The 19,577-nt window shown below is 63.3% G+C and carries 20 protein-coding genes; 5 read left to right on the top strand and 15 right to left on the bottom strand.

All coding sequences use genetic code 11. The features are described from left to right. Positions 1–5: 5 nt before the first annotated feature. The 4 genes from NKI64_RS11895 to NKI64_RS11910 all read right to left on the bottom strand — a co-directional run bounded on the left by NKI64_RS11895 (position 6) and on the right by NKI64_RS11910 (position 3,139). The gene (locus NKI64_RS11895) at positions 6–620 is read right to left on the bottom strand and encodes a hypothetical protein (RefSeq protein WP_352463559.1); all 615 of its coding nucleotides are present in this window, start codon (positions 618–620) and stop codon (positions 6–8) included. Positions 621–690: 70 nt separating this feature from the next. Beyond that, positions 691–1,704 carry a ribonuclease T2 family protein gene (locus tag NKI64_RS11900; protein WP_023725382.1) on the bottom strand — a complete coding sequence of 338 codons (1,014 nt, stop codon included), beginning with the start codon at positions 1,702–1,704 and terminating at the stop codon, positions 691–693. A 98-nt stretch (positions 1,705–1,802) separates the two neighbouring features. After that, the gene (locus NKI64_RS11905) at positions 1,803–2,252 is read right to left on the bottom strand and encodes a MarR family winged helix-turn-helix transcriptional regulator (RefSeq protein ID WP_023725383.1); all 450 of its coding nucleotides are present in this window, start codon (positions 2,250–2,252) and stop codon (positions 1,803–1,805) included. Beyond that, positions 2,249–3,139, bottom strand: coding sequence for an alpha/beta fold hydrolase (locus tag NKI64_RS11910; protein ID WP_352668095.1), 891 nt, complete (start codon positions 3,137–3,139; stop codon positions 2,249–2,251). The genes NKI64_RS11905 and NKI64_RS11910 overlap by 4 nt, the downstream gene beginning before the upstream one ends. Before the next feature lie 141 nt (positions 3,140–3,280). Here NKI64_RS11910 and NKI64_RS11915 point away from each other — a divergent pair, with 141 nt between their 5' ends. From NKI64_RS11915 to NKI64_RS11925, 3 genes are all read left to right on the top strand, one after another. After that, positions 3,281–4,213: an alpha/beta fold hydrolase gene (locus NKI64_RS11915; RefSeq protein ID WP_023725386.1), complete on the top strand. Its 933-nt coding sequence runs from the start codon at positions 3,281–3,283 to the stop codon at positions 4,211–4,213. A gap of 82 nt (positions 4,214–4,295) precedes the next feature. Continuing rightward, positions 4,296–5,471: a CaiB/BaiF CoA transferase family protein gene (locus NKI64_RS11920; RefSeq protein ID WP_023725387.1), complete on the top strand. Its 1,176-nt coding sequence runs from the start codon at positions 4,296–4,298 to the stop codon at positions 5,469–5,471. After that, positions 5,468–7,117 carry a thiamine pyrophosphate-binding protein gene (locus tag NKI64_RS11925; protein WP_023735984.1) on the top strand — a complete coding sequence of 550 codons (1,650 nt, stop codon included), beginning with the start codon at positions 5,468–5,470 and terminating at the stop codon, positions 7,115–7,117. Before NKI64_RS11920 ends, NKI64_RS11925 begins: the two co-directional genes overlap by 4 nt. 246 nt (positions 7,118–7,363) lie before the next feature. On the opposite strand, the gene NKI64_RS11930 is transcribed toward NKI64_RS11925, so the two are convergent. After that, positions 7,364–8,647 carry a cystathionine gamma-synthase family protein gene (locus tag NKI64_RS11930; RefSeq protein WP_023668225.1) on the bottom strand — a complete coding sequence of 428 codons (1,284 nt, stop codon included), beginning with the start codon at positions 8,645–8,647 and terminating at the stop codon, positions 7,364–7,366. A gap of 123 nt (positions 8,648–8,770) precedes the next feature. On the opposite strand from NKI64_RS11930, the gene NKI64_RS11935 reads away from it, so the two are divergent. Then, positions 8,771–9,229 (top strand): Lrp/AsnC family transcriptional regulator, encoded by a 459-nt coding sequence (locus tag NKI64_RS11935; RefSeq protein ID WP_023682177.1) that lies wholly within the window; start codon positions 8,771–8,773, stop codon positions 9,227–9,229. Between the two features lie 48 nt (positions 9,230–9,277). On the opposite strand, the gene NKI64_RS11940 is transcribed toward NKI64_RS11935, so the two are convergent. The 4 genes from NKI64_RS11940 to NKI64_RS11955 form a co-directional block, all read right to left on the bottom strand. Next, positions 9,278–10,249, bottom strand: a complete 972-nt coding sequence (locus NKI64_RS11940; RefSeq protein WP_023682178.1) for an ABC transporter substrate-binding protein — start codon at positions 10,247–10,249, stop codon at positions 9,278–9,280. Positions 10,250–10,287: 38 nt separating this feature from the next. Then, positions 10,288–11,442 (bottom strand): ABC transporter permease, encoded by a 1,155-nt coding sequence (locus NKI64_RS11945; protein WP_023753550.1) that lies wholly within the window; start codon positions 11,440–11,442, stop codon positions 10,288–10,290. Further along, the gene (locus tag NKI64_RS11950; protein ID WP_352668100.1) at positions 11,439–12,317 is read right to left on the bottom strand and encodes an ABC transporter permease; all 879 of its coding nucleotides are present in this window, start codon (positions 12,315–12,317) and stop codon (positions 11,439–11,441) included. Before NKI64_RS11950 ends, NKI64_RS11945 begins: the two co-directional genes overlap by 4 nt. 330 nt (positions 12,318–12,647) lie before the next feature. Continuing rightward, positions 12,648–13,439 carry an ABC transporter ATP-binding protein gene (locus NKI64_RS11955; RefSeq protein ID WP_023668219.1) on the bottom strand — a complete coding sequence of 264 codons (792 nt, stop codon included), beginning with the start codon at positions 13,437–13,439 and terminating at the stop codon, positions 12,648–12,650. 110 nt (positions 13,440–13,549) lie between these two features. Here NKI64_RS11955 and NKI64_RS11960 point away from each other — a divergent pair, with 110 nt between their 5' ends. Further along, entirely contained in the window at positions 13,550–13,954 is a 405-nt protein-coding gene (locus NKI64_RS11960; protein WP_031193071.1) for a cupin domain-containing protein, read from the top strand. Between the two features lie 17 nt (positions 13,955–13,971). Here the strand turns inward: NKI64_RS11960 and NKI64_RS11965 are convergent, their stop codons facing one another. The 6 genes from NKI64_RS11965 to aptA form a co-directional block, all read right to left on the bottom strand. Then, positions 13,972–14,355 carry a hypothetical protein gene (locus NKI64_RS11965; RefSeq protein ID WP_023729378.1) on the bottom strand — a complete coding sequence of 128 codons (384 nt, stop codon included), beginning with the start codon at positions 14,353–14,355 and terminating at the stop codon, positions 13,972–13,974. Between the two features lie 16 nt (positions 14,356–14,371). Then, entirely contained in the window at positions 14,372–14,749 is a 378-nt protein-coding gene (locus tag NKI64_RS11970) for a hypothetical protein (protein ID WP_023668216.1), read from the bottom strand. Next, positions 14,746–16,197, bottom strand: coding sequence for a dihydropyrimidinase (gene hydA / locus NKI64_RS11975; RefSeq protein WP_023668215.1), 1,452 nt, complete (start codon positions 16,195–16,197; stop codon positions 14,746–14,748). Before hydA ends, NKI64_RS11970 begins: the two co-directional genes overlap by 4 nt. Before the next feature lie 62 nt (positions 16,198–16,259). Continuing rightward, entirely contained in the window at positions 16,260–17,510 is a 1,251-nt protein-coding gene (locus NKI64_RS11980) for a Zn-dependent hydrolase (protein ID WP_023690832.1), read from the bottom strand. Between the two features lie 3 nt (positions 17,511–17,513). Beyond that, positions 17,514–17,960, bottom strand: coding sequence for an endonuclease domain-containing protein (locus NKI64_RS11985; protein WP_023690831.1), 447 nt, complete (start codon positions 17,958–17,960; stop codon positions 17,514–17,516). Between the two features lie 112 nt (positions 17,961–18,072). Next, positions 18,073–19,401, bottom strand: a complete 1,329-nt coding sequence (aptA, locus tag NKI64_RS11990) for an omega-aminotransferase AptA (RefSeq protein ID WP_023687994.1) — start codon at positions 19,399–19,401, stop codon at positions 18,073–18,075. Positions 19,402–19,577: the final 176 nt, after the last annotated feature.

Here is a 19,577-nt window from a genome sequence, read left to right on the forward strand (position 1 = left end):
GGTTGTCAGCTCCGCTTGCGCTGCTGCAACGCGCCGACCGCAACTGAAACGGCTATCAGCGCGATGGCCAGCCATTTCAGCGTGGTGATGATCGGACTGGCGTCGATGTCATAAGCGATGAACAACAGAATGCCGGGCACCAGCAGGCCGCACATGACCAGCATGATGCGGTTGATCTGCCAAGACACTTTTGCTGCCAGCGCTTCGTCACCGGCTTCGCCGACAAGACCGGCGCGCATCTCCCGGGAGATGGCCAACGCGCTCGACAGGCGCATGGAGATCGGCAAGCCGAGCCCGATTATGAGGAAGGCACACGCCGCCAGCAGAGCCGAGAATTTGAGCGCGCTGGTCTCGGCCGGCACCGGAAACAAAAGTGTCGCCAGCGGCAGGAAGACACAGCCGATGCCGAGCGCGGCAATGGCGATGAAGATCGCGGCATTGACCCAAGTGAACAGCTGGTAGCGGCCTGCCCCGATCGGCGCGGCAAGCACGCGCATGCGCGCCCACTCGGCATCGGTATAGGAAAAGCCCGGCCATTCCATGCGGCCGTCTTTTATGGCGGTCATCCCCCTGGCCCAGAAAGCCAGCCGCGCCAGCGCGCCTGATGTCATGCCACTCATCGCCACCCCCGCCGAATGAAACACATCCAGACCATATCACCGCGTCACTGCCAAGCGACAGACGGATATCCTACTGGAACCCGGCCGCATCGACTGAACCCTTCGGACAGCCCGCCTTGGTCGTCGGCGCAGAGGCGAGCATGAGAGTGCCCAGCGAACTGTCGGGGCCGATCGGGCCGGTCAGGCCGAGCGTCAGCTCGCCGATCAGCCGCCTGCCGCTCGACGGATCGACCAGGCAGGAGACACGCACCCGCGCGCCCGCCCCGGCGCCGAAGGCGCTGTCGAAGGTGCTGCGGATCTGGTCCGAAGTCAGCTGCTTGCCGACGTTCCTGGTGAAGAGCTCGCGCACCGGCGAGGCATTCACCGCCCGCATCAGGTTCAGCGCCTCGGCAAAATACTCCTGCTGGCTCTTGCCGTAGCAGGTGCCGTGCTTGATCCATTCATGCCGTTCGAGCTTGGAGGCGGTGCCCGGCATAACCTGGTCGAGCTCGGCGCGCGTAGCGGCATCGAGATCGACCGGCGGCAGGTCTGCCCAATGGGCCGGATTGTCATTGGCCTTGTCGCTCGCCGGCACCTGGCAATAGAAATTGCCGTTCGGCTGCGGCCAGAGCCCATGCAACGTGAAATGCGACGCGTCGAAGCCGCCCGCCGTCTGCGCCTGGCATTCGGGCTTGCTCGACTTGGTTTCGCAGAAGGCCGGCTGCCAGCTCAGCGCGAAAACATATTCGGGTTTTCCTGAAGCCGGCGCCGCAGGCTTGCCCTGATCGGCGGGCGCGGCCGGCAGGGCGGCTGCGCTGCCGCCGGCGACGTGACCGCAGCTGATCTTGACCCAGCGACGCTCAGGATCGGCGCCCGGCACGCGGATGAGGTAATGCGTCGGCGCATCCTTGTTGCCGGCCAGGAGGTCGTAGCTCTGTCCAGCCGTTGTCGCGATATTGCCGGGGTTCTTGCCGCTCTTGATTGCCTGGGTTGCTGGACAGGCAGCATCGGCCACGAAGGAGCCGCTCATCTTCACATCGGCGCGCGCTAGGCCGACACCGGCCAGCGCCACCAACACCGCACCCCATATCGCCGATATCCGCATTCCAGCACTCCTAGCGTTTCATAGCGCAAGCTAGAAACGTGTGACATGTCAGAATTACGATTTCTTTCGTCCGCCGCAAAAAACAATCGCTCGGTCGATCAGACCCCGCCCTCCTCGACCCGCTTCGTCAACATACGCAGCAGATCAAGCGCGGTCTCAAGCACGCGAGGCTCGATGCCCTCGCTGATGCGGTTGGCCCAGACATGCTGGCGCGTGCCGATATCCCTGATCGCGGCCCGGCCCGCATCGGTCATCGCCAGGAGCTTGGCGCGGCGGTGCGCCGGGTTGTCCGCATAGGCGGCGAGCCCTTCGGCGGCCAGAATGTCGGCAAGGCGCTGCACGCTCTGACGGGCAAGCCCCATGTCGCGGGCAATGTCGGCCACCGATTTTGGCTCCTTCAGCACCGCGCCCAGAACCTGCCAGCGCGCCGCCGTCAACCCGGCAGGCTCCGCCAGCCGGTCGGCCGCGTCGAGAAACCCGCCATTCAGCCGGAACACGGCAAGCACCACTTCGGTGAGCACATCTCCCGCTTCGGTCCTGCTTGTCATTTCTGGCCGGCCTCGATGGTGGAAACGAAGGTGTTGACGGCTTCCGCCACCGCCTCCGGCTCGTCAAGCATCACCCAATGGCCGGAACCGGCGACGGTTCTGTGGCCAATTCGGCTGCGCAGCCGAAACAGGGCCGCCGCATTGTCATTGGCCTCCGTGGCCAGCACGAAGATCGGCCCGTGGTAGGCGTCGAGCGTCGGTTCGGGATTCCATTCCGCCAGCGCCTTGCCGACGCCTGCCCGAGCCGCCGGATCGACCACCGCCGCATCGGCGATGACCTGTTTGCGGACATCTGGGTTGGAGCCGGCGATCAAGGTGTAATAAGCGCTTAGCACATCGCCGCCGTTTGGCCCCGCCAGATCGCGCACGAACCCGTCGCGAATCTCTCTGGGCAGGGCGCGCGGATCGGTCGCCGGATCGACCAGCAGGATGCCGGCAACACGGTCGGCATGGCCGGCGGCATAGGCGAGCGCGGCCCCACTGCCGCCGCTATGTGCAACGAGGACAAACCGCTTCAGGCCGAACGCATCGGCCACCGCACCAATATCGTCGGCACGGCCGTCATAGCCGTAGTCGGCATCAGCTGCAGGCGCCGATGCGCCATGGCCGCGAAAATCGAAGGCGACCGCCTCACGGCCACCTACGGTGAGCTGCATCACCCGGTTCCACTGTGTGGCGCGGCTGCAATCGCCATGCGCGAACAGGATCGGCAGGCCGCCGCCGGATTTGATGTCGTAGCCGGCAAGCTGGCCCTGCGGGCCGGCAATGGTTGAGGTCTTCATGGTCGTCTCCCTGGTCTGGCTGGAAGCAATGCCGGGCAGGAGCATTGCGGATGAAAGGCTCGCCAGCAGAAACGCGCGGCGCGAAACGGTCGAAACGGTTTTCATGCTCATATTCCCGATGTAATTTGACAGCATGCTGTCATATAGCCAAATTGACAGCACACTGTCAATAGTGACGCCGGCTGATTTCGACCTCCCCTTGACGTCGGTCACGCCGTCGCCCAACAGTCGCCAAGGGAGCGAGACATGGCATTTGACAAGCAGACGACGCTGGCCTCACCGACCGGGGCCACGCTCAATCTCTATGTGAAGCACGCGGGGGGCTCTCCACGCGCGGTAGTCCAGGTCAATCACGGCCTGGCCGAACACGCCGCGCGCTATGCCCGCTTCGCCGATTACCTCAGCACCCGCGGCTTTCATGTCTACGTCCACGACCATCGCGGCCATGGCGCGACCAAGGCGCCCGATGCCCCGCTCGGCAGATTCGCCGGCACAAGCGGCCCGGCCAAGGTGATCTCCGATGTCGACGCAGTCCACGATTTGATTGCGAAGGAGCAGCCCGGCCTGCCGGTCATCTTGTTCGGCCATTCGATGGGTGCGTCGGTGGCGCTCAACTACCTGCTGGCGCACTCGCCGCGCGTCCACGCCGCGGCGATCTGGAACGGCAATTTCTCACAAGGCCTGCTTGGTCAGCTTGCACTCGCCATCCTCGCTTATGAGCGCTTCAGGCTCGGCTCCGATGTTCCCTCACGCGTCTTGCCCAAACTGACCTTCCAGGCCTGGGGCAAGGCGGTGCCCAACCACAAGACGCTGTTCGACTGGCTGTCGCGCGACGAGGCTGAAGTGGCCAAGTACATTGCCGACCCGCTGTGCGGCTGGGATGCCTCGATCTCGATGTGGCGCGACGTCGTGGAGATGACGCAGAAAGGCGGCATGGATGCGGGCTTTGCCGGCATCAGGCGCGACCTGCCCGTCAGCATCGTCGGCGGCGAGAAGGATCCGGCCTCCGAGTATGGCAAGGGCATCGATCATCTCGCCAAACGCATGCGCGCGATGGGCTTTTCGAATCTGGTTTCAAAAATTTACGCCGACACCCGCCACGAAAGCCTGAACGAGGTGAACCGCGACACCGTCATGAACGATTTTGCCGCGTGGGCCGATGGTGTGTTGAAACGCTGACATCGCTGGCCCACCGCAAGGCCCGTGACAGCGGCATCCCGGGTTGATAGAGGCTGCGGTTCCGACCCGTTTTAGGTGATTTATGGCTGAACCTCCGCTGAAAGGCGTCCGCGTCGTCGAACTCGCCCGCATCCTGGCCGGCCCCTGGGCAGGACAATTGCTGGCCGATCTCGGCGCCGATGTCATCAAGGTCGAGAGCCCCGACGGCGGCGACGATACCCGCAAATGGGGTCCGCCCTTCGTCATGAGCCATGATGGCGAGAACCTGTCGGCCGCCTATTACCATTCCTGCAATCGCGGCAAGCGTTCCATCGCCGTCGATTTCTCAACATCGGAAGGGGCCGAGACGGTGCGCCGGCTGGTTGCCACGGCCGACGTTCTGATCGAGAATTTCAAGCTCGGCGGCCTGAAGAAATACGGGCTCGATTACGAGAGCCTGAAGGCGATCAATCCAAAGCTCGTCTACTGCTCGATCACCGGCTTCGGCCAGGACGGGCCTTACGCCCCACGCGCCGGCTATGATTTCATCATCCAGGCCATGGCCGGCATGATGTCGATCACCGGCGAGGTCGGGCGCGAGCCGCAAAAGGCCGGCGTCGCCATATCGGACATCTTCACCGGCCTCTATTCGGTGATCGCCATCCAGGCAGCGCTTCGCCATGCCGAAAAGACCGGCGAAGGCCAGCATATCGACATGGCCCTGTTCGACACGCAGATTTCCGCACTCGGCAACCAGAACCTCAACTATCTCGTCTCCGGCAAGGCGCCGGTGCAGATGGGCAATGCGCATATGAACATTGCGCCCTATGAGGTTGTCCCGGTCAGGGACGGCCATATCATCCTGGCGGTCGGCAATGACGGCCAGTTCGCCAAATTCTGCGCCGCCGTCGGACTCGACCATCTCTCAGCGAATCCCGATTTCGCCACCAATCCGGCCCGCGTCGCCAACCGGGTGAAATTGCGCGAGCACATGATCGAGACGCTGAAGAACTGGGACCGAGACCCGTTGCTGGCCAAGCTCGAAGCGGCAAGCGTGCCGGCGAGCCCGATCAACAATATCGGCCAGATGTTTGCCGACCCGCAGACGATCGCACGCGGCATGCGCCTCGACCTCGACGATGGCCATGGCAATCGTCTGCCCTCGGTGCGCGCGCCGATGGTGATGTCCGGCACACCGCTGGTCTATGAACGCCCTTCGCCACGCCTTGGCGAACATACCGAAGAAATTCTTGCCGAACTGGAGAAGTCTGGACGATGAAGACCGGTGGACAACTGATTGTCGACGCACTCGAGGCGAACGGCACCGACCGCATCTTCTGCGTGCCCGGCGAATCCTATCTCGCGGTGCTCGACGCATTGCATGACTCGCCCATCCGCACCATTGTCTGCCGACAGGAAGGCGGCGCCGCCATGATGGCCGACTGCCAGGGGCGGCTGACCGGCCAGCCCGGCATCTGCTTCGTCACCCGCGGCCCCGGCGCCACCAATGCGTCGGCCGGCATTCACATTGCCATGCAGGATTCGATACCCGTCATCCTGTTCATCGGCCAGGTCGCCAGCCACGCCAAGGAGCGCGAGGCTTTCCAGGAGGTCAACTACAAGCGCTTCTTCGGCGACATCGCCAAATGGGTGGTGGAGATCGACGATGCCGCGCGCATCCCCGAACTCGTCACCCGCGCCTTTGCTGTCGCGACATCGGGCCGCCCCGGCCCCGTCGTCGTCTCGCTGCCGGAGGACATGCTGACCAGTCTTGTCGACGCGCCCGCGGCCTTGCCGCACACGCCGGTCGAAACCCGGCCCGGCGAAGCCGAACTCGATGCTTTGGAAAAGCTTCTGGCCAAAGCCAAGCGTCCCTTCGTCATCCTCGGCGGCACACGCTGGGACGAGGAAGCGGTGGCACGTATGCGCACCATTGCCGAGGCCTGGTCGCTGCCGGTCGGCTGCTCCTTCCGCCGCCAGATGCTGTTCGACCATCTGCACCCGAACTATGCCGGCGATGTCGGCATCGGCATCAACCCGACGCTGGCCACCGCCATCAAGCAGGCCGACCTGGTGCTGCTGATCGGCGGCCGCATGGGCGAGATGCCGTCCTCCGACTACACGTTGCTGAAAAGCCCCTATCCCGACCAGACGCTGGTCCATGTCCATGCCGATGCCGGCGAACTCGGCCGTGTCTACCGGCCGACCCTGGCGATCAACGCTGCGCCGTCAGCCTTCGTCGAAGCCTTCGCCAAGCGCAAGCCAGCCTCCGCGCCAGCCTGGGCGGATGAGACAGCGAAAGCACACGCTGCCTACCTCGACTGGTCGACGCCTCCTGAGACCGGCCCCGGCACGGTCCAGATGGGACCGATCATGAATTACCTGGAAAAGGTTCTGCCCGACGACGCCATTTTCACCAACGGCGCCGGCAATTACGCCACCTGGCTGCACCGCTTCCACCGCTTTCGCCGCTTCGCCACGCAGGGCGCGCCGACCTCCGGTTCGATGGGTTATGGCACGCCGGCCGCGGTTGCCGCCAAGGCGCTCCATCCCGACCGCACCGTGATCGCCTTTGCCGGCGACGGCTGCTTCCTGATGAACGGACAGGAATTCGCTACCGCCGTGCAATACGACCTGCCGATCATCGTTATCGTCGTGAACAACGGCATCTACGGCACCATCCGCATGCACCAGGAGCGCGACTATCCCGGCCGTGTCGTCGCCACCGATCTGAAGAACCCTGACTTTGCCGCTCTTGCCCGCGCCTATGGCGGCCACGGCGAGACGGTCGAGAACACGGCAGATTTTGCCCCTGCCTTCGAGCGTGCCCGCGCCAGCGGCAAGCCGGCGATCGTCGAAATCAGGCTCGACCCCGAGGCGATCACGCCGACGCGGACGATGACGCAGATCCGCGACAAGAGCTGAGAAGTTAGCAGCGAAAGCCGAGTTCCGTCACACCCCCCTCTGTCCTGCCGGACATCTCCCCCTCAAGGGGGGAGATTGGATGTCATGTCGCCCTTCGCCAATCTGCAGCGTTGCAGACAGGGCGCTATGGTCAGAGCTGCTGATCTCCCCCCTTGAGGGGGAGATGTCCGGCAGGACAGAGGGGGGTGCTGTCCCGCCGACGCTGCCAAGACGATCGCCCCTTTCCTGATATCTACAAGCGAGCTATCAGACCGCTGCCAGCGCCTGCGTCAGGTCGGCGATAAGATCGTCCGGATGCTCGACGCCGATCGACAGCCTGACCGTGGTCTCCAGCACGCCAATGCGCTGGCGCACGTCGAAGGGAATGCCGGAGTGCGTCATCGCCGCCGGGTGGCTGGCGAGTGACTCCGTGCCGCCGAGGCTCACCGCCAGCTTGAATATTTGCAGCCCGTTGAGAAATGCGAAGGCCGCCTTCTCTCCGCCTTTGATATCGAAAGAAAATGTCGACCCGGCGCCGCTGCATTGCGCCTTGTAGGCCCGTCCCGCTGCCGTATCCTCGCCCAGGAACGGCAGGTAATGCACCTTCTCGACCTTGGCGTGATCGCGCAGGAATTCGGCCACGAGCCGCGCATTGTCGTTGGCGCGCTCCATGCGGATGGACAGCGTCTCCAGCGAGCGGCCGAGCATCCAGCAGGAATGCGGGTCGAGTTGCGTGCCGATGGCGCCGCGCAGCGCCTTGATCGGCTTGGTCACCGCCTTGCTGCCCATCGCCGCACCGGCGATCAGGTCGGAATGGCCGCCGACATATTTGGTCAGCGAATAGACGGAGACATCCGCGCCATGTTCGATCGGTCGCTGGAACACCGGGCCGAGCAGCGTGTTGTCGCAGACGATGATCGGCGTTGATCCTTGGCTTGCGCCGATCTCGTCGGCAAACTTCCGGATCAGTGCGATGTCGACCAGGCTGTTGGTCGGATTCGACGGCGTTTCGATGAGAATGACCGAGACACGCCCCTTCGCCACCGCTGCATCAGCAGCGGCCCGCACCGCCTTGTCGTCGACGCCGTCGGCGAAGCCGACAGCGCCGATGCCGAAGCCGGACAGCGTGCGCGTCAAAAGCGTCTCGGTGCCGCCGTAAAGCGGCTGCGAATGCAGGATGACATCGCCCGGCCGGGCATAGGCGAGCAGCGTCGTGGCGATCGCCGACATGCCCGACGAGAACAGGATGCAGGCGTCCGTTCCCTCATAGACCGCCAGCCGGTCCTCGACGATCTCCGAGTTGGGATGATTGAAGCGCGAATAGACCAGGCCGGACGCCGTGCCGCTCGGCGGCTCCTTGCGGCCGGATGTGTAGTCGAAGAAGTCGCGTCCCTCCTCCGCCGATTTGAACACGAAGGTCGAGGTCAGGAACACCGGCGGCTTGACGGCGCCTTCCGACAGTTGCGGATCGAAGCCATAGCTCAACATCAACGTTTCCGGATGGAGCTTGTGGTTGCCGATGTGGGTTTTCGACGGGCGCGGCGCGGTCATGGCTTTTCCTGCGTTCTGGAGGAGTCTCGTCCAGCAATTTATGCGATCCCGGTCCACCAGTCCTTGCTATTTTCGGCCTCGCATGGCTGCATCCCGGCAACAAATTGCCGAGCGAGAGCAAAAGTGCAACAGAAGATAGCCGACGATTTCGACCGCAAGATCCTGCGCGAGCTGCAGGCCGACGCCCGCATCACCAACAATGAGCTTGCGGAGCGCATCGGCCTGTCGCCGTCGCCATGTTTGAGGAGGGTACGCCGGCTGGAGGAGGCCGGCATTATCCGGGGCTATACCACGCTGGTCGACCCGGCCGCCTTCGGCTGGAACATGGTCGCCATCGCCACCGTCCGGCTCAGCCGCCAGAACGAGGACGAGATCGTCATGTTCGAAGACGCCATCCGCGGTTGGGAAGAGGTACTGGAATGCCACCTCGTCACCGGGTCACGCGATTATGTGTTGAAAGTGGTGACCGGCAGCCTCGAACAGTACGAGCGCTTCATCAAGGAAAAGATCGCGCGGCTGAAATGCGTCGCGTCGATCGAGACCAGCTTCGTCATGAACACCATAAAGGAACGGCGCCTCTGACATTTGGTCAAAGGCGCCGCTCTCGAGGTCGAAATTGCCTGGCCAGGCTTATTTGATCGCCTTGTCGGTGATGGCTGTGGTGTAGGCGCCGGTCGGCGCCTTGGTGATGATCTTCTGGTCGAGCAGCGCCTTGGCGGTGCGCTCGTAGGTCGCCGGGTCGAGCTTGCCGTCGGCATTGTCGATCAGCTTGGCGACTTCGCTCATCATCCGCTTCTGGTGGTTTTCGTCCTGGCCACCGCCGTCCATGACAATGCCCGCGGCCTCGTCATTGTTGTCGATGGCATATTTCCAGCCCTTCATCGAGGCGCGCACGAAACGCACCATCTTGTCTTCGAAAGCCGGATCCTTGAGCTTGTCTTCCGAGGCATAGAGCCCGTCCTCAAGCAGGTCGTTGCCCATCGCCGAGTAGTTGAACACGGTGAGCTGGTCCGGCTTGTAGCCGGCATCGATCAGCTGCCAGTACTCGTTGTAGGTCATGACCGAAATGCAATCCGCCTGCTTCTGGATCAGCGGCTGCACGTCGAAGCTCTGCTTCAAAACCGTGACGCCGTCCGGGCCGCCTTCGGTCTTCAGGCCGAGCTTGTTCATCCAGGCGTAGAATGGATATTCGTTACCGAAGAACCAGACGCCCAGCGTGTGACCCTTGAAATCGGCTTCGGTCTTGATCGGGCCGTCCTTCGGGCAGACCAGCTCCATACCGGCCTTCTTGAACGGCTGGGCGATGTTGACCAGCGGCACGCCCTTTTCGCGCGCGGCGAGCGCCCCGCCCATCCAGTCGACGATGACGTCGGCGCCACCGCCGGCGATCACCTGCTCGGGTGCGATATCGGGACCGCCCGGCTTGATGTCGACGTCGAGGCCTTCTGCTTCATAAAAACCCTTGGCCTTGGCGACATAGTAGCCGGCAAACTGCGCCTGCGTGACCCATTTCAGCTGCAAGGTCACCTTGTCGGCGGCCATTGCCTGGAACGCGGCCAGCGACATCGCGCCGGCCAGCATCGGAATGATCAGTCTTTTCATGTTTTTACCCTCTGAAGTTAACACCCGAACCCACCGCCCTATCCACCACGGACAGAGGGATGCCAAAACGTGACGGCTCTCTCGACGAGAGCGACCACGCCATAAAAGACCGAACCCGCCAGTGCTGCAACTGCGATTTCGGCCCAGACCATGTCGATGTTCATCCGCCCGACCTCGGTCGAGATGCGAAAGCCCATGCCGACCACAGGCGTGCCGAAGAACTCGGCGACGATGGCGCCGATCAGCGCCAGCGTCGAGTTGATCTTCAGCGCGTTGAAGATGAAGGGCGCTGCCGCCGGCAGCCGGAGCTTCAAGAGTGTTGGCCAGTAGCCCGACGCATAGGTGCGCATCAGGTCGCGCTCCATATGGCCGGAGGCGGCAAGACCGGCAACCGTGTTCACCAGCATTGGGAAGAAGGTCATGATGATGACGACCGCGGCCTTGGACGGCCAGTCGAAGCCGAACCACATCACCATGATTGGCGCCACACCGATGATCGGCAGCGCCGAGACCATATTGCCGATCGGCAGCAGACCGCGGCGCAGGAACGGCACGCGGTCGGCCGCAATCGCCACCAGGAAGCCGGCGCCGCTGCCGATGACATAACCGAAGATCACCGCCTTGAAGATGGTCTGCCTGATATCGGCGCCGAGCACCGGCAGGGAACTGGCGATGCGCACACCGATGGCGCTCGGCGGCGGCAAAAGGATGAAGGGAATGCCGGCGCCACGCGTCATCGCTTCCCATATGATCAGGATCCAGGCGCCGAAGATCGCCGGTATGATGAGGCGCAGCGCCATCCGCGCCCCTTTTGCCATCGGGCGAAGCCCCGACAGCACGGCGACGCAGCGCCATGCCAGCAGCCAGGCAGCGGCGAGCAGCAGGAAATACGGCGCCAATGCCATGCCTTCGAACCCTGTAATGCCCGAGATCAGCATCCAGGCGACAAGGTGAGCGCCGATAAACAGCACCGCAGCCTCGGCCACCGCCGAAATCCTGAGCATCGAGATCAGCCCCGCCAGCACGGCCAGGCCGATCATCGGGGTCTTTATACCGAAATAGGGGTAGTCGAAACTTGCCGTCGGGTCTGCAAGGGTGGCCGCTTCCGGCTTCGACATCGCGCCGAGCGACAGGGCTACAAGACACAGCGTAATGGCCAGCACCGCTTGCCAGGAGGGCTTCAGCCAGTTCATGCCGGCCTCCCGCCCATCGCGCGGTCAACGAGGCGCCCGGCTATGCCGACCACCATGACCAGAAGGGCCGCCACCACCGAGCCCGCCACAAGGGCGGACCAGATGTCGATGGACTGGCTGTAATAGGCGCCTGCCAAAAGCTTGGCGCCGATGCCGGCGACAGCACCGGTCGGCAGTTCGCCGACAATGGCGCCGACCAGGCTCGCCGCCACCGCCACCTTCATCGAGGTGAACAGGAACGGCACCGAGGCCGGCACCCGCAGCTTCCAGAAGGTCTGCGAGACACTGGCATTGTAGGTGTGCATCAGGTCGAGATGCATGAGTTCGGGCGAGCGCAGGCCCTTCACCATGCCCACCGTCACCGGGAAGAACGACAGGTAGGTCGAGATCATCGCCTTTGGGATCAGACCGCTGATGCCGATCGCCCCCAGCACGACGATGATCATCGGCGCCACCGCCAGAATGGGAATCGTCTGGGAGGCGATGATCCACGGCATCAGGCTGCGGTCGAGCGTCGCCACATGCACGATGCCAACCGCGATGACGATGCCGAGCGCCGTGCCGAAGGCAAAGCCGAGCAACGTCGACGACAGGGTCACCCAAGCATTGTAGACGAGGCTTCGGCTCGATGTGATGGGCCGCAGGAAGGTGTTCTCGAAGAAGTTCACCGCCACCTGATGCGGCGCCGGCAGCGTCGGCTTGGGCTGCGACAGCGTCTTGCCGATTAATTCGACGGTGTCGTGGGTTTCCCCGGCGCGCCGGTCGAGGTCGCGCTGGAAGGGCGCGTTTAGGATGACGGCGAAGACATACCAGAGCACCACCACGCCCAGGAGGATGGAGGTCACGGGGATGAGTTTTTCGCGGAAGGTGTCCATCAGGCGCGCTCCCCTTCTCCTCTCCCCGCCGGGAAGAGGGTGGCCGGAGCGAAGCGGAGGCCGATCACCGGTGCGCTCGGTATCCTAGGGCGGAGCGACGCGAAGCGTCGTGCAGACCCTAGGATCCATTCCGTGACGTTGGCCGAGGGGTATAAGCGGTTGAGAATGTTCGCCTTCGCGGGCGCAGCGGCGTGTGCACCGTTTTGCACCGTTGCGGACCGTATAGGTAACGGCATGGATCCTAGGGTCTGCGCCGCGTCGCTTCGCTCCTTGCTTCGCCCTAGGATGACGAAGGCGTGGCGGCGACGTCCGCACTCATTCGCTACCCCCTCAATCATCATAGCTGTGCCCTGCCCGCAACCCATCGCGCACGCGGGCCGCGATCGCCAGAAACTCAGGCGTCTCGCGGATGTCCAGTGGCCGCTCCTTTGGCAGCGTCGATTCGATGATGTCGGTAACCCGACCTGGGCGCGGCGACATGACGACGATGCGCGTCGACAGATACACCGCCTCGGGGATGGAATGGGTGACGAAGCAGATCGTCTTGTTGGTGCGCGCCCACAATTCCAGAAGCTGTTCATTGAGATGGTCGCGCACGATCTCGTCCAGCGCGCCGAAGGGCTCGTCCATCAGCAACAGGTCGGCGTCGAAGGCGAGCGCGCGGGCGATCGAAGCGCGCTGCTGCATGCCGCCGGAAAGCTGCCAAGGGTATTTCTTCTCGAAGCCGGAGAGGTTGACGAGCTCCATCGTGCGCTTGATGCGCTCGGCCTGCTCCGCTCTCGAAAGGCCGATGATCTCCAGCGGCAGCGCCACGTTACGCTCGATCGTGCGCCACGGGAAAAGGGCTGCCGCCTGGAAGACGTAGCCATAAGCGCGTTTCTCGCGCGCCTGTTCCGGCGTCATGCCGTTGACCGAGATCGTGCCCGATGTCGGTTTTTCCAGATCGGCGATGACGCGCAGCAAGGTGGTCTTGCCGCAGCCAGATGGGCCGATGAAGGAGACGAACTCGCCCTTGCCGATTGTCAGGTCGACTTTGGAGAGCGCCTCTACCGGACCGTCATTGGTCTGAAAGGTAAGGCCAAGTTTGCTTGCCGAGACGACGGCTGGCGATCGTCCCGTCATCGCTTGCTGCCTGCTTCTCGCAGCCGCCCAGGATGAAATGCCGTTGCATTCGCGTTGATGTTGCTTTCCACTCGTCCAATCCCACCCAATCGACGCCCGGAGCCTTGCCGATGTCGCCCAAACCCACTTGTCACCTTATCCGTCCTGAAAGCACTTATGAAGGCAAGCAGGGATTGACCTATTTTGCCGGCATTGCAGCCGAGACGGTCGGCTCGTCCGGCATCTGCATGCATCTGCTCACCCTGCCGCCTGGCGCCCGCGCCAAGGCGCATCTGCATGAAAGCCATGAGACGGCGATCTATGTGCTCTCGGGCGAGGTCCACACATGGTATGGCGACAGGCTCGAGAACCACATCGTCGTCAAGGCCGGCGACCTCTTCTACATCCCGGCCGGCGTACCGCATCTGCCGGCCAATCTGAGCAACGCCCCGTCCTCGGCCGTCATCGCCCGCACCGATCCCAATGAACAGGAAAGCGTCGTCCTGTTGCCGGAACTGGATGCGCTGGTGGCCTGACGCTGACGGGACTGCCGTCATTTGCACCGCGCCACTTCGCCCATGACATTGCCGTCGTCGTCGGCCACCGTCAGCTTCTTGGCGTTCTTGGCGCTGCGCTTGATGGTGAATTTGGTCGGCTCCTGTCCTTCTTCGCCTTCCGCCTCGCATGTTGCCGTCACCACCAGCGACCCATCAGCCTGCGCCTGCTTGTCCGTGAAGGTGCAGGCGCTGGCGGCGGTGACCAATGCCTCGTCGGTCAAAAGCAGCATCCGATCGGCGGCGACTTCCTGGCCATTGCGGTTGATGCAGCCATATTTGTCCCCATAGGGTTTCGTCAGGTCGATGCCTGCCGCAAGGGCCTGACCCGCAGCCAGAACGACTATCATCGCAACAGACGGCCCCAAACCGCGCGCGCTCATTCCCCCAGCTCCAACGTCACGAACACGGTTGCAACGGCCCCATTTCTTCAAGACCGGGAATGGTCACGAAGAACCCACCCTCGCCCTTGTTGGTGACCACAACGGTTTCAGCCGTCGTCCCCGCCTCGCCTTCGGCGGAACAGGTCGCATCAAGCGATTGCGTGCCCGGCGCCCACGTCAATTGCTGCGCGAACCGGCAGCCGCTGCCATAGGTCTCGATGCCTTCGGCGGTCAGCACGATATAATCGTCCCGGCCCTGAAAACCGGCCTTTGCAAAGACACAGCCGGCATCGTTGCCCCAGGAGCCGGCCAGCCTCTCGGCCCCTGTTGCCGGACCAGCGACCACCATCGCCACGACCAGTGAAATGAGCGCCCCCGGGCTCCGCAACGTCAAACGCCTGTCGCCGGAATGCCGGTGCGTTCCACCTTGCGCGGCGCGGTAATGTCCTTCCAGGTCGACAGAGCCCGGTTGACCGCCGCGTTCGGCTCGCGGGCGACGAATTCGCCATGGCCGGGCTTGGCCTTGACCTCCGCTTCCTCGACCGACAATTCGCCGCGCGAAAAGACGAAGCGCGGCAGGCCGGTCACCTCAAAACCTTCGAAGACGTTGTAGTCGATCACCGATTGCTGCTTCTTCGAGGTGATGGTCTTCTTGGCGCTGGGGTCCCACACCACGATGTCGGCGTCCGCGCCTTCGACGATGGCGCCCTTCCTAGGATACATGTTGAGGATCTTGGCGATGTTGGTCGAAGTCACCGCGACGAACTCGTTCATCGTCAGCCGCCCGGTGTTGACGCCCGTCGTCCACAGCACGGGCAAGCGGTCTTCAAGCCCGCCAGTGCCGTTCGGGATCTTGGTGAAATCGCCGAGGCCGTTGCGCTTCTGCTTGGTGGTGAAGGCGCAGTGGTCGGTCGCCACCACCTGCAGCGATCCCGCCTGCAGGCCGGCCCACAGCGAATCCTGGTGCAGCTTGTTGCGGAAGGGCGGACTCATGACGCGGCGCGCCGCATGGTCCCAATCCTTGTCGAAATACTCGCTTTCATCCAGCGTCAGATGCTGGATCAGCGGCTCGCCGAAAACCCGAATGCCCTTCTGGCGGGCGCGGCGGATGGCTTCGTGGCTCTGCTCGCAGGACACATGCACGACATAGAGCGGCACGCCGGCCATGTCGGCGATCATGATGGCGCGGTTGGTCGCCTCGCCCTCCACTTCCGGCGGCCGCGAATAGGCGTGTCCCTCGGGGCCATTATTGCCGGCGGCGAGCAGCTTTTGCGACAGCGCCGCAACCACGTCGCCATTCTCGGCATGAACAAGCGGCAGCGCGCCGAGATCGGCGCAGCGCTGGAACGACGCGTACATCTCGTCGTCGTCCACCATCAGCGCGCCCTTGTAGGCCATGAAATGCTTGAACGAGGTAATGCCTCTGTCGACGACGGTGGCCATCTCGTCGAACACCTGCTTGCCCCACCAGGTGATCGCCATGTGGAAGGAGTAGTCGCAGGCAGCCTTCGAGGTCTTGTTGTCCCACATCTGCAACGCTTCCAGCAGCGATTGCTGCGGCGCCGGCAGGCAGAAATCGACCACCATCGTGGTGCCACCGGAAAGGGCCGCACGCGTCCCGGACTCGAAATCGTCGGCCGAATAGGTGCCCATGAACGGCATTTCGAGATGGGTGTGCGGATCGATGCCGCCCGGCATGACGTAACAGCCGCTGGCGTCGAACTCATGGTCGCCATGCAGGTTCGAGCCAATGGCGACGATCTTGCCGTGCTGCATCAGCACATCGGCCTTCCAGGTCCGGTCGGCGGTGACGATGGTGCCGTTTCGGATGACTTTGGTCATTGTCGTGTTCCCTTGTTCTCTTCGCGCTTCTTGTGAGCGTCGTTTTGAATACAGATCTTAGTTCACGCCACGATCCCCGCTGTCTCTACCACCGCATGGAACAGCACGTCGGCGCCGGCGCCGGCCCATTCCTTGGTGATTTCCTCAGCCTCGTTGTGTGACAACCCGTCAACGCAGGGGCACATCACCATGGCGGTCGGCGCAACGCGGTTGATCCAGCAGGCGTCGTGGCCGGCGCCGGAGACGATGTTGCGGTGGGAATAGCCGAGCCGATCGGCGGCGTCGCGGATCGCCTTGACGCAGCCGGCATCGAAGGTGACCGGATCGAAAGCGCCGACCTGCTCGACCTTGTACTGGATGTCGAGCGCCTCACAGATCGTGTCGATGCCTTCGCGTATGCGCCCATCCATCGCGTCCAGCACTTCCTTCTCGGGCGAGCGGATGTCGATGGTGAAGACGGTGCGCCCGGCGATGATGTTGCGCGAGTTCGGAAACACCTCCATGTGGCCGACCGCGCCGACGGCGTCGGGCTGGTAGTCCATGGCGATCTCGTGCACCAGTTCGATGACCCGAGCCATGCCGAGCCCGGCATTACGGCGCTTGGGCATCGGGGTCGAGCCGGTATGCGCCTCCTTGCCGGTCAGCGTTACCTGCAGCCATTTCAGGCCCTGGCCGTGGGTGACGACGCCAATGTCGATGCCTTCGTCCTCGAGGATCGGCCCCTGCTCAATATGCAGTTCGAAGAAGGCGTGGATCTTGCGATCACCGACTTTCTCGGTGCCTTTCCAGCCGATGCGCTCCAGCTCCTCGCCAAATTTCCTGCCCTGTTTATCAGTGTGCTGATACACGTCCGCCTGATCGAGCACACCGGCGAACACGCCGGACGCCATCATAGCCGGGGCAAAGCGCGAGCCTTCCTCATTGGTCCAGTTGGTAACGACGATCGGATGCCTGGTCTGGATGCCGAGATCGTTAAGCGAGCGAATAATCTCCAGCCCGCCGAGCACGCCGAGCACGCCGTCATATTTGCCGCCGGTCGGCTGCGTGTCGAGATGGCTGCCGACATAAACCGGCGGCAGGCTGGGATCAGCGCCTTCCCGGCGGGCAAACATGGTGCCCATTTCGTCGAGCCCCATTTCGAGCCCGGCCGCCTCGCACCAGCGCTTGAACAGATGCCGTCCCTCGCCGTCCTCGTCGGTCACGGTCTGGCGATTGTTGCCGCCGGCAATACCGGGGCCGATCTTCGCCATCTCCATGATGGAATCCCACAAACGGTCTGAATTGATTCGCAGATTCTCGCCCGGGGCGGCCATGCTCTAAAACCTCATCGGTTGCGGGGCGGCGGCGTCCCCCTCCCCCTCGAGGGGAGGGTGGCCGCGAAGCGGTCGGGTGGGGTCGCCCGCGACGCGCGCGACCTTCTCTTTGACCACCTGCGCGACGTGCCAAGCGCTGTTTATGACATCGGGCTCGTCAACACGGAAGACTTCAAATCCGAGCGATCGCAGATAAGCATCGCGAACGGCATCGTGCCGCCTACCCCTGTCGTGTTCGTGCATGTCGCCATCGACCTCAACGATCAGCTTCACCGCCAAGCAGGCAAAATCCACGATGTACGGGCCAATCGGGCACTGACGGCGAAACTTGATGCCGGCTGATTTCAGGTCCCGCAGTTCATACCACAGCAGCGATTCTCCCTTGGTCGCGTGAATTCGAAGCGCTCGCGCCTTTTGGCGCATTTCGAAGCTCACGCGGGTACGGGGCATCAGGAGCGGCCTCGGAACAAAAGAGCAGGTCGGCGTCCGGTCGCACCGACCCCACCCGACCGCTTCGCGGCCACCCTCCCCTCGAGGGGGAGGGCTATCCGCGCCCGGTTTGTCAATCGATCGCCCTCAGCACTTCTCTGACATGGTCGATCAATTCGTTGATCTGGCCCTTGGTGATGATCAGTGGCGGCGACAGCGCGATGATGTCGCCGGTGGTGCGGATCAGCGCGCCGCGCTCGAACGCCTTGACGAAGGCCGAGAAGGCCCGCTTGGTCGGGCTGCCGGCGATCGGCGCCAGTTCGATCGCGCCGATCAGGCCGATATTCCGGATGTCGATGACATGCGGCTCGCCCTTCAGCGAATGCAGCGCATCTTCCCAGTACGGCGCCAGTTCCTCGCCACGGGTGAGCAGGCCCTCTTCCTTGTAGGTGTCGAGCGTGCCGAGTGCGGCGGCACAGGCGATCGGATTGCCCGAATAGGTGTAGCCGTGGAAGAACTCGATCATGTGCTCGGGGCCGGTCATGAAGGCGTCGTGGATTTCCTTCTTCACGAACACCGCGCCCATCGGGATGACGCCGTTGGAGACGCCCTTGGCGGTGGTCATGATGTCGGGCGTGACGCCGAAATAATCCGCTGCGAACGGCGCGCCGAGACGGCCGAAACCGGTGATGACCTCGTCGAAGATCAGCAAAATGCCGTGCTTGGTGCAGATCTCGCGCAGTTTCTGCAGATAGCCCTTCGGCGGCAGGATGACGCCGGTGGAGCCGGCGACCGGTTCGACGATGACGGCGGCGATGGTCGAGGCGTCATGCAGGGCAACGATGCGCTCCAGCTCGTTGGCGAGTTCCGCGCCATATTCCGGCACGCCCTTGGAGAAGGCGTTCTTTTCCGGCAGATGCGTGTGCGGCATGTGGTCGACGCCGCCGAGCAGCGTGCCGAACATCTTGCGGTTGGTGACGATGCCGCCGACCGAGATGCCGCCGAAATTGACGCCGTGATAGCCGCGTTCGCGGCCGATCAGGCGGGTGCGCGCGCCCTCGCCCTTCACACGGTGATAGGCGATCGCCATCTTCAGCGCCGTTTCGACCGATTCCGAACCGGAATTGGTGAAGAAGACATGGTCCATGCCCTTGGGCGCGAGATCGACCAGGCGGTTTGCCAGTTCGAACACGATCGGGTGTCCCATCTGGAAGGCCGGCGCATAGTCGAGTTCGGCCGCCTGATGCTGGATCGCTTCCGTGATCTTGGGACGGCAATGGCCGGCATTGACGCACCACAGGCCGGCGGTGCCGTCGAGCACCTTGCGGCCGTCGCTGGTGGTGTAGTGCATGTCCTTGGCGGACACGAACATGCGTGGCGCCTGTTTGAACTGCCGGTTCGCGGTGAACGGCATCCAGAATGCGCTGAGATCGTTCGGCGTGACTTTCAGCCGGTTGGACATGACCAAGACTTCCCCTTGTAACCTGTTTCGGTGCGGCTAACGCTTGGTCTTTCCAAAGCTTGGTCTTTGCTGCGTTTTCATGCTACGCAAATTTTTGACCGATTGGACAAACGTTAGCACCGCCCTGTCGGCGGTCAAGGGATTACTAGCGGAAATGCGGCCTGCGAAGTGCGCTC

The sequence above is a fragment of the Mesorhizobium sp. M0478 genome (assembly GCF_040321305.1).
GTDB lineage: Bacteria > Pseudomonadota > Alphaproteobacteria > Rhizobiales > Rhizobiaceae > Mesorhizobium.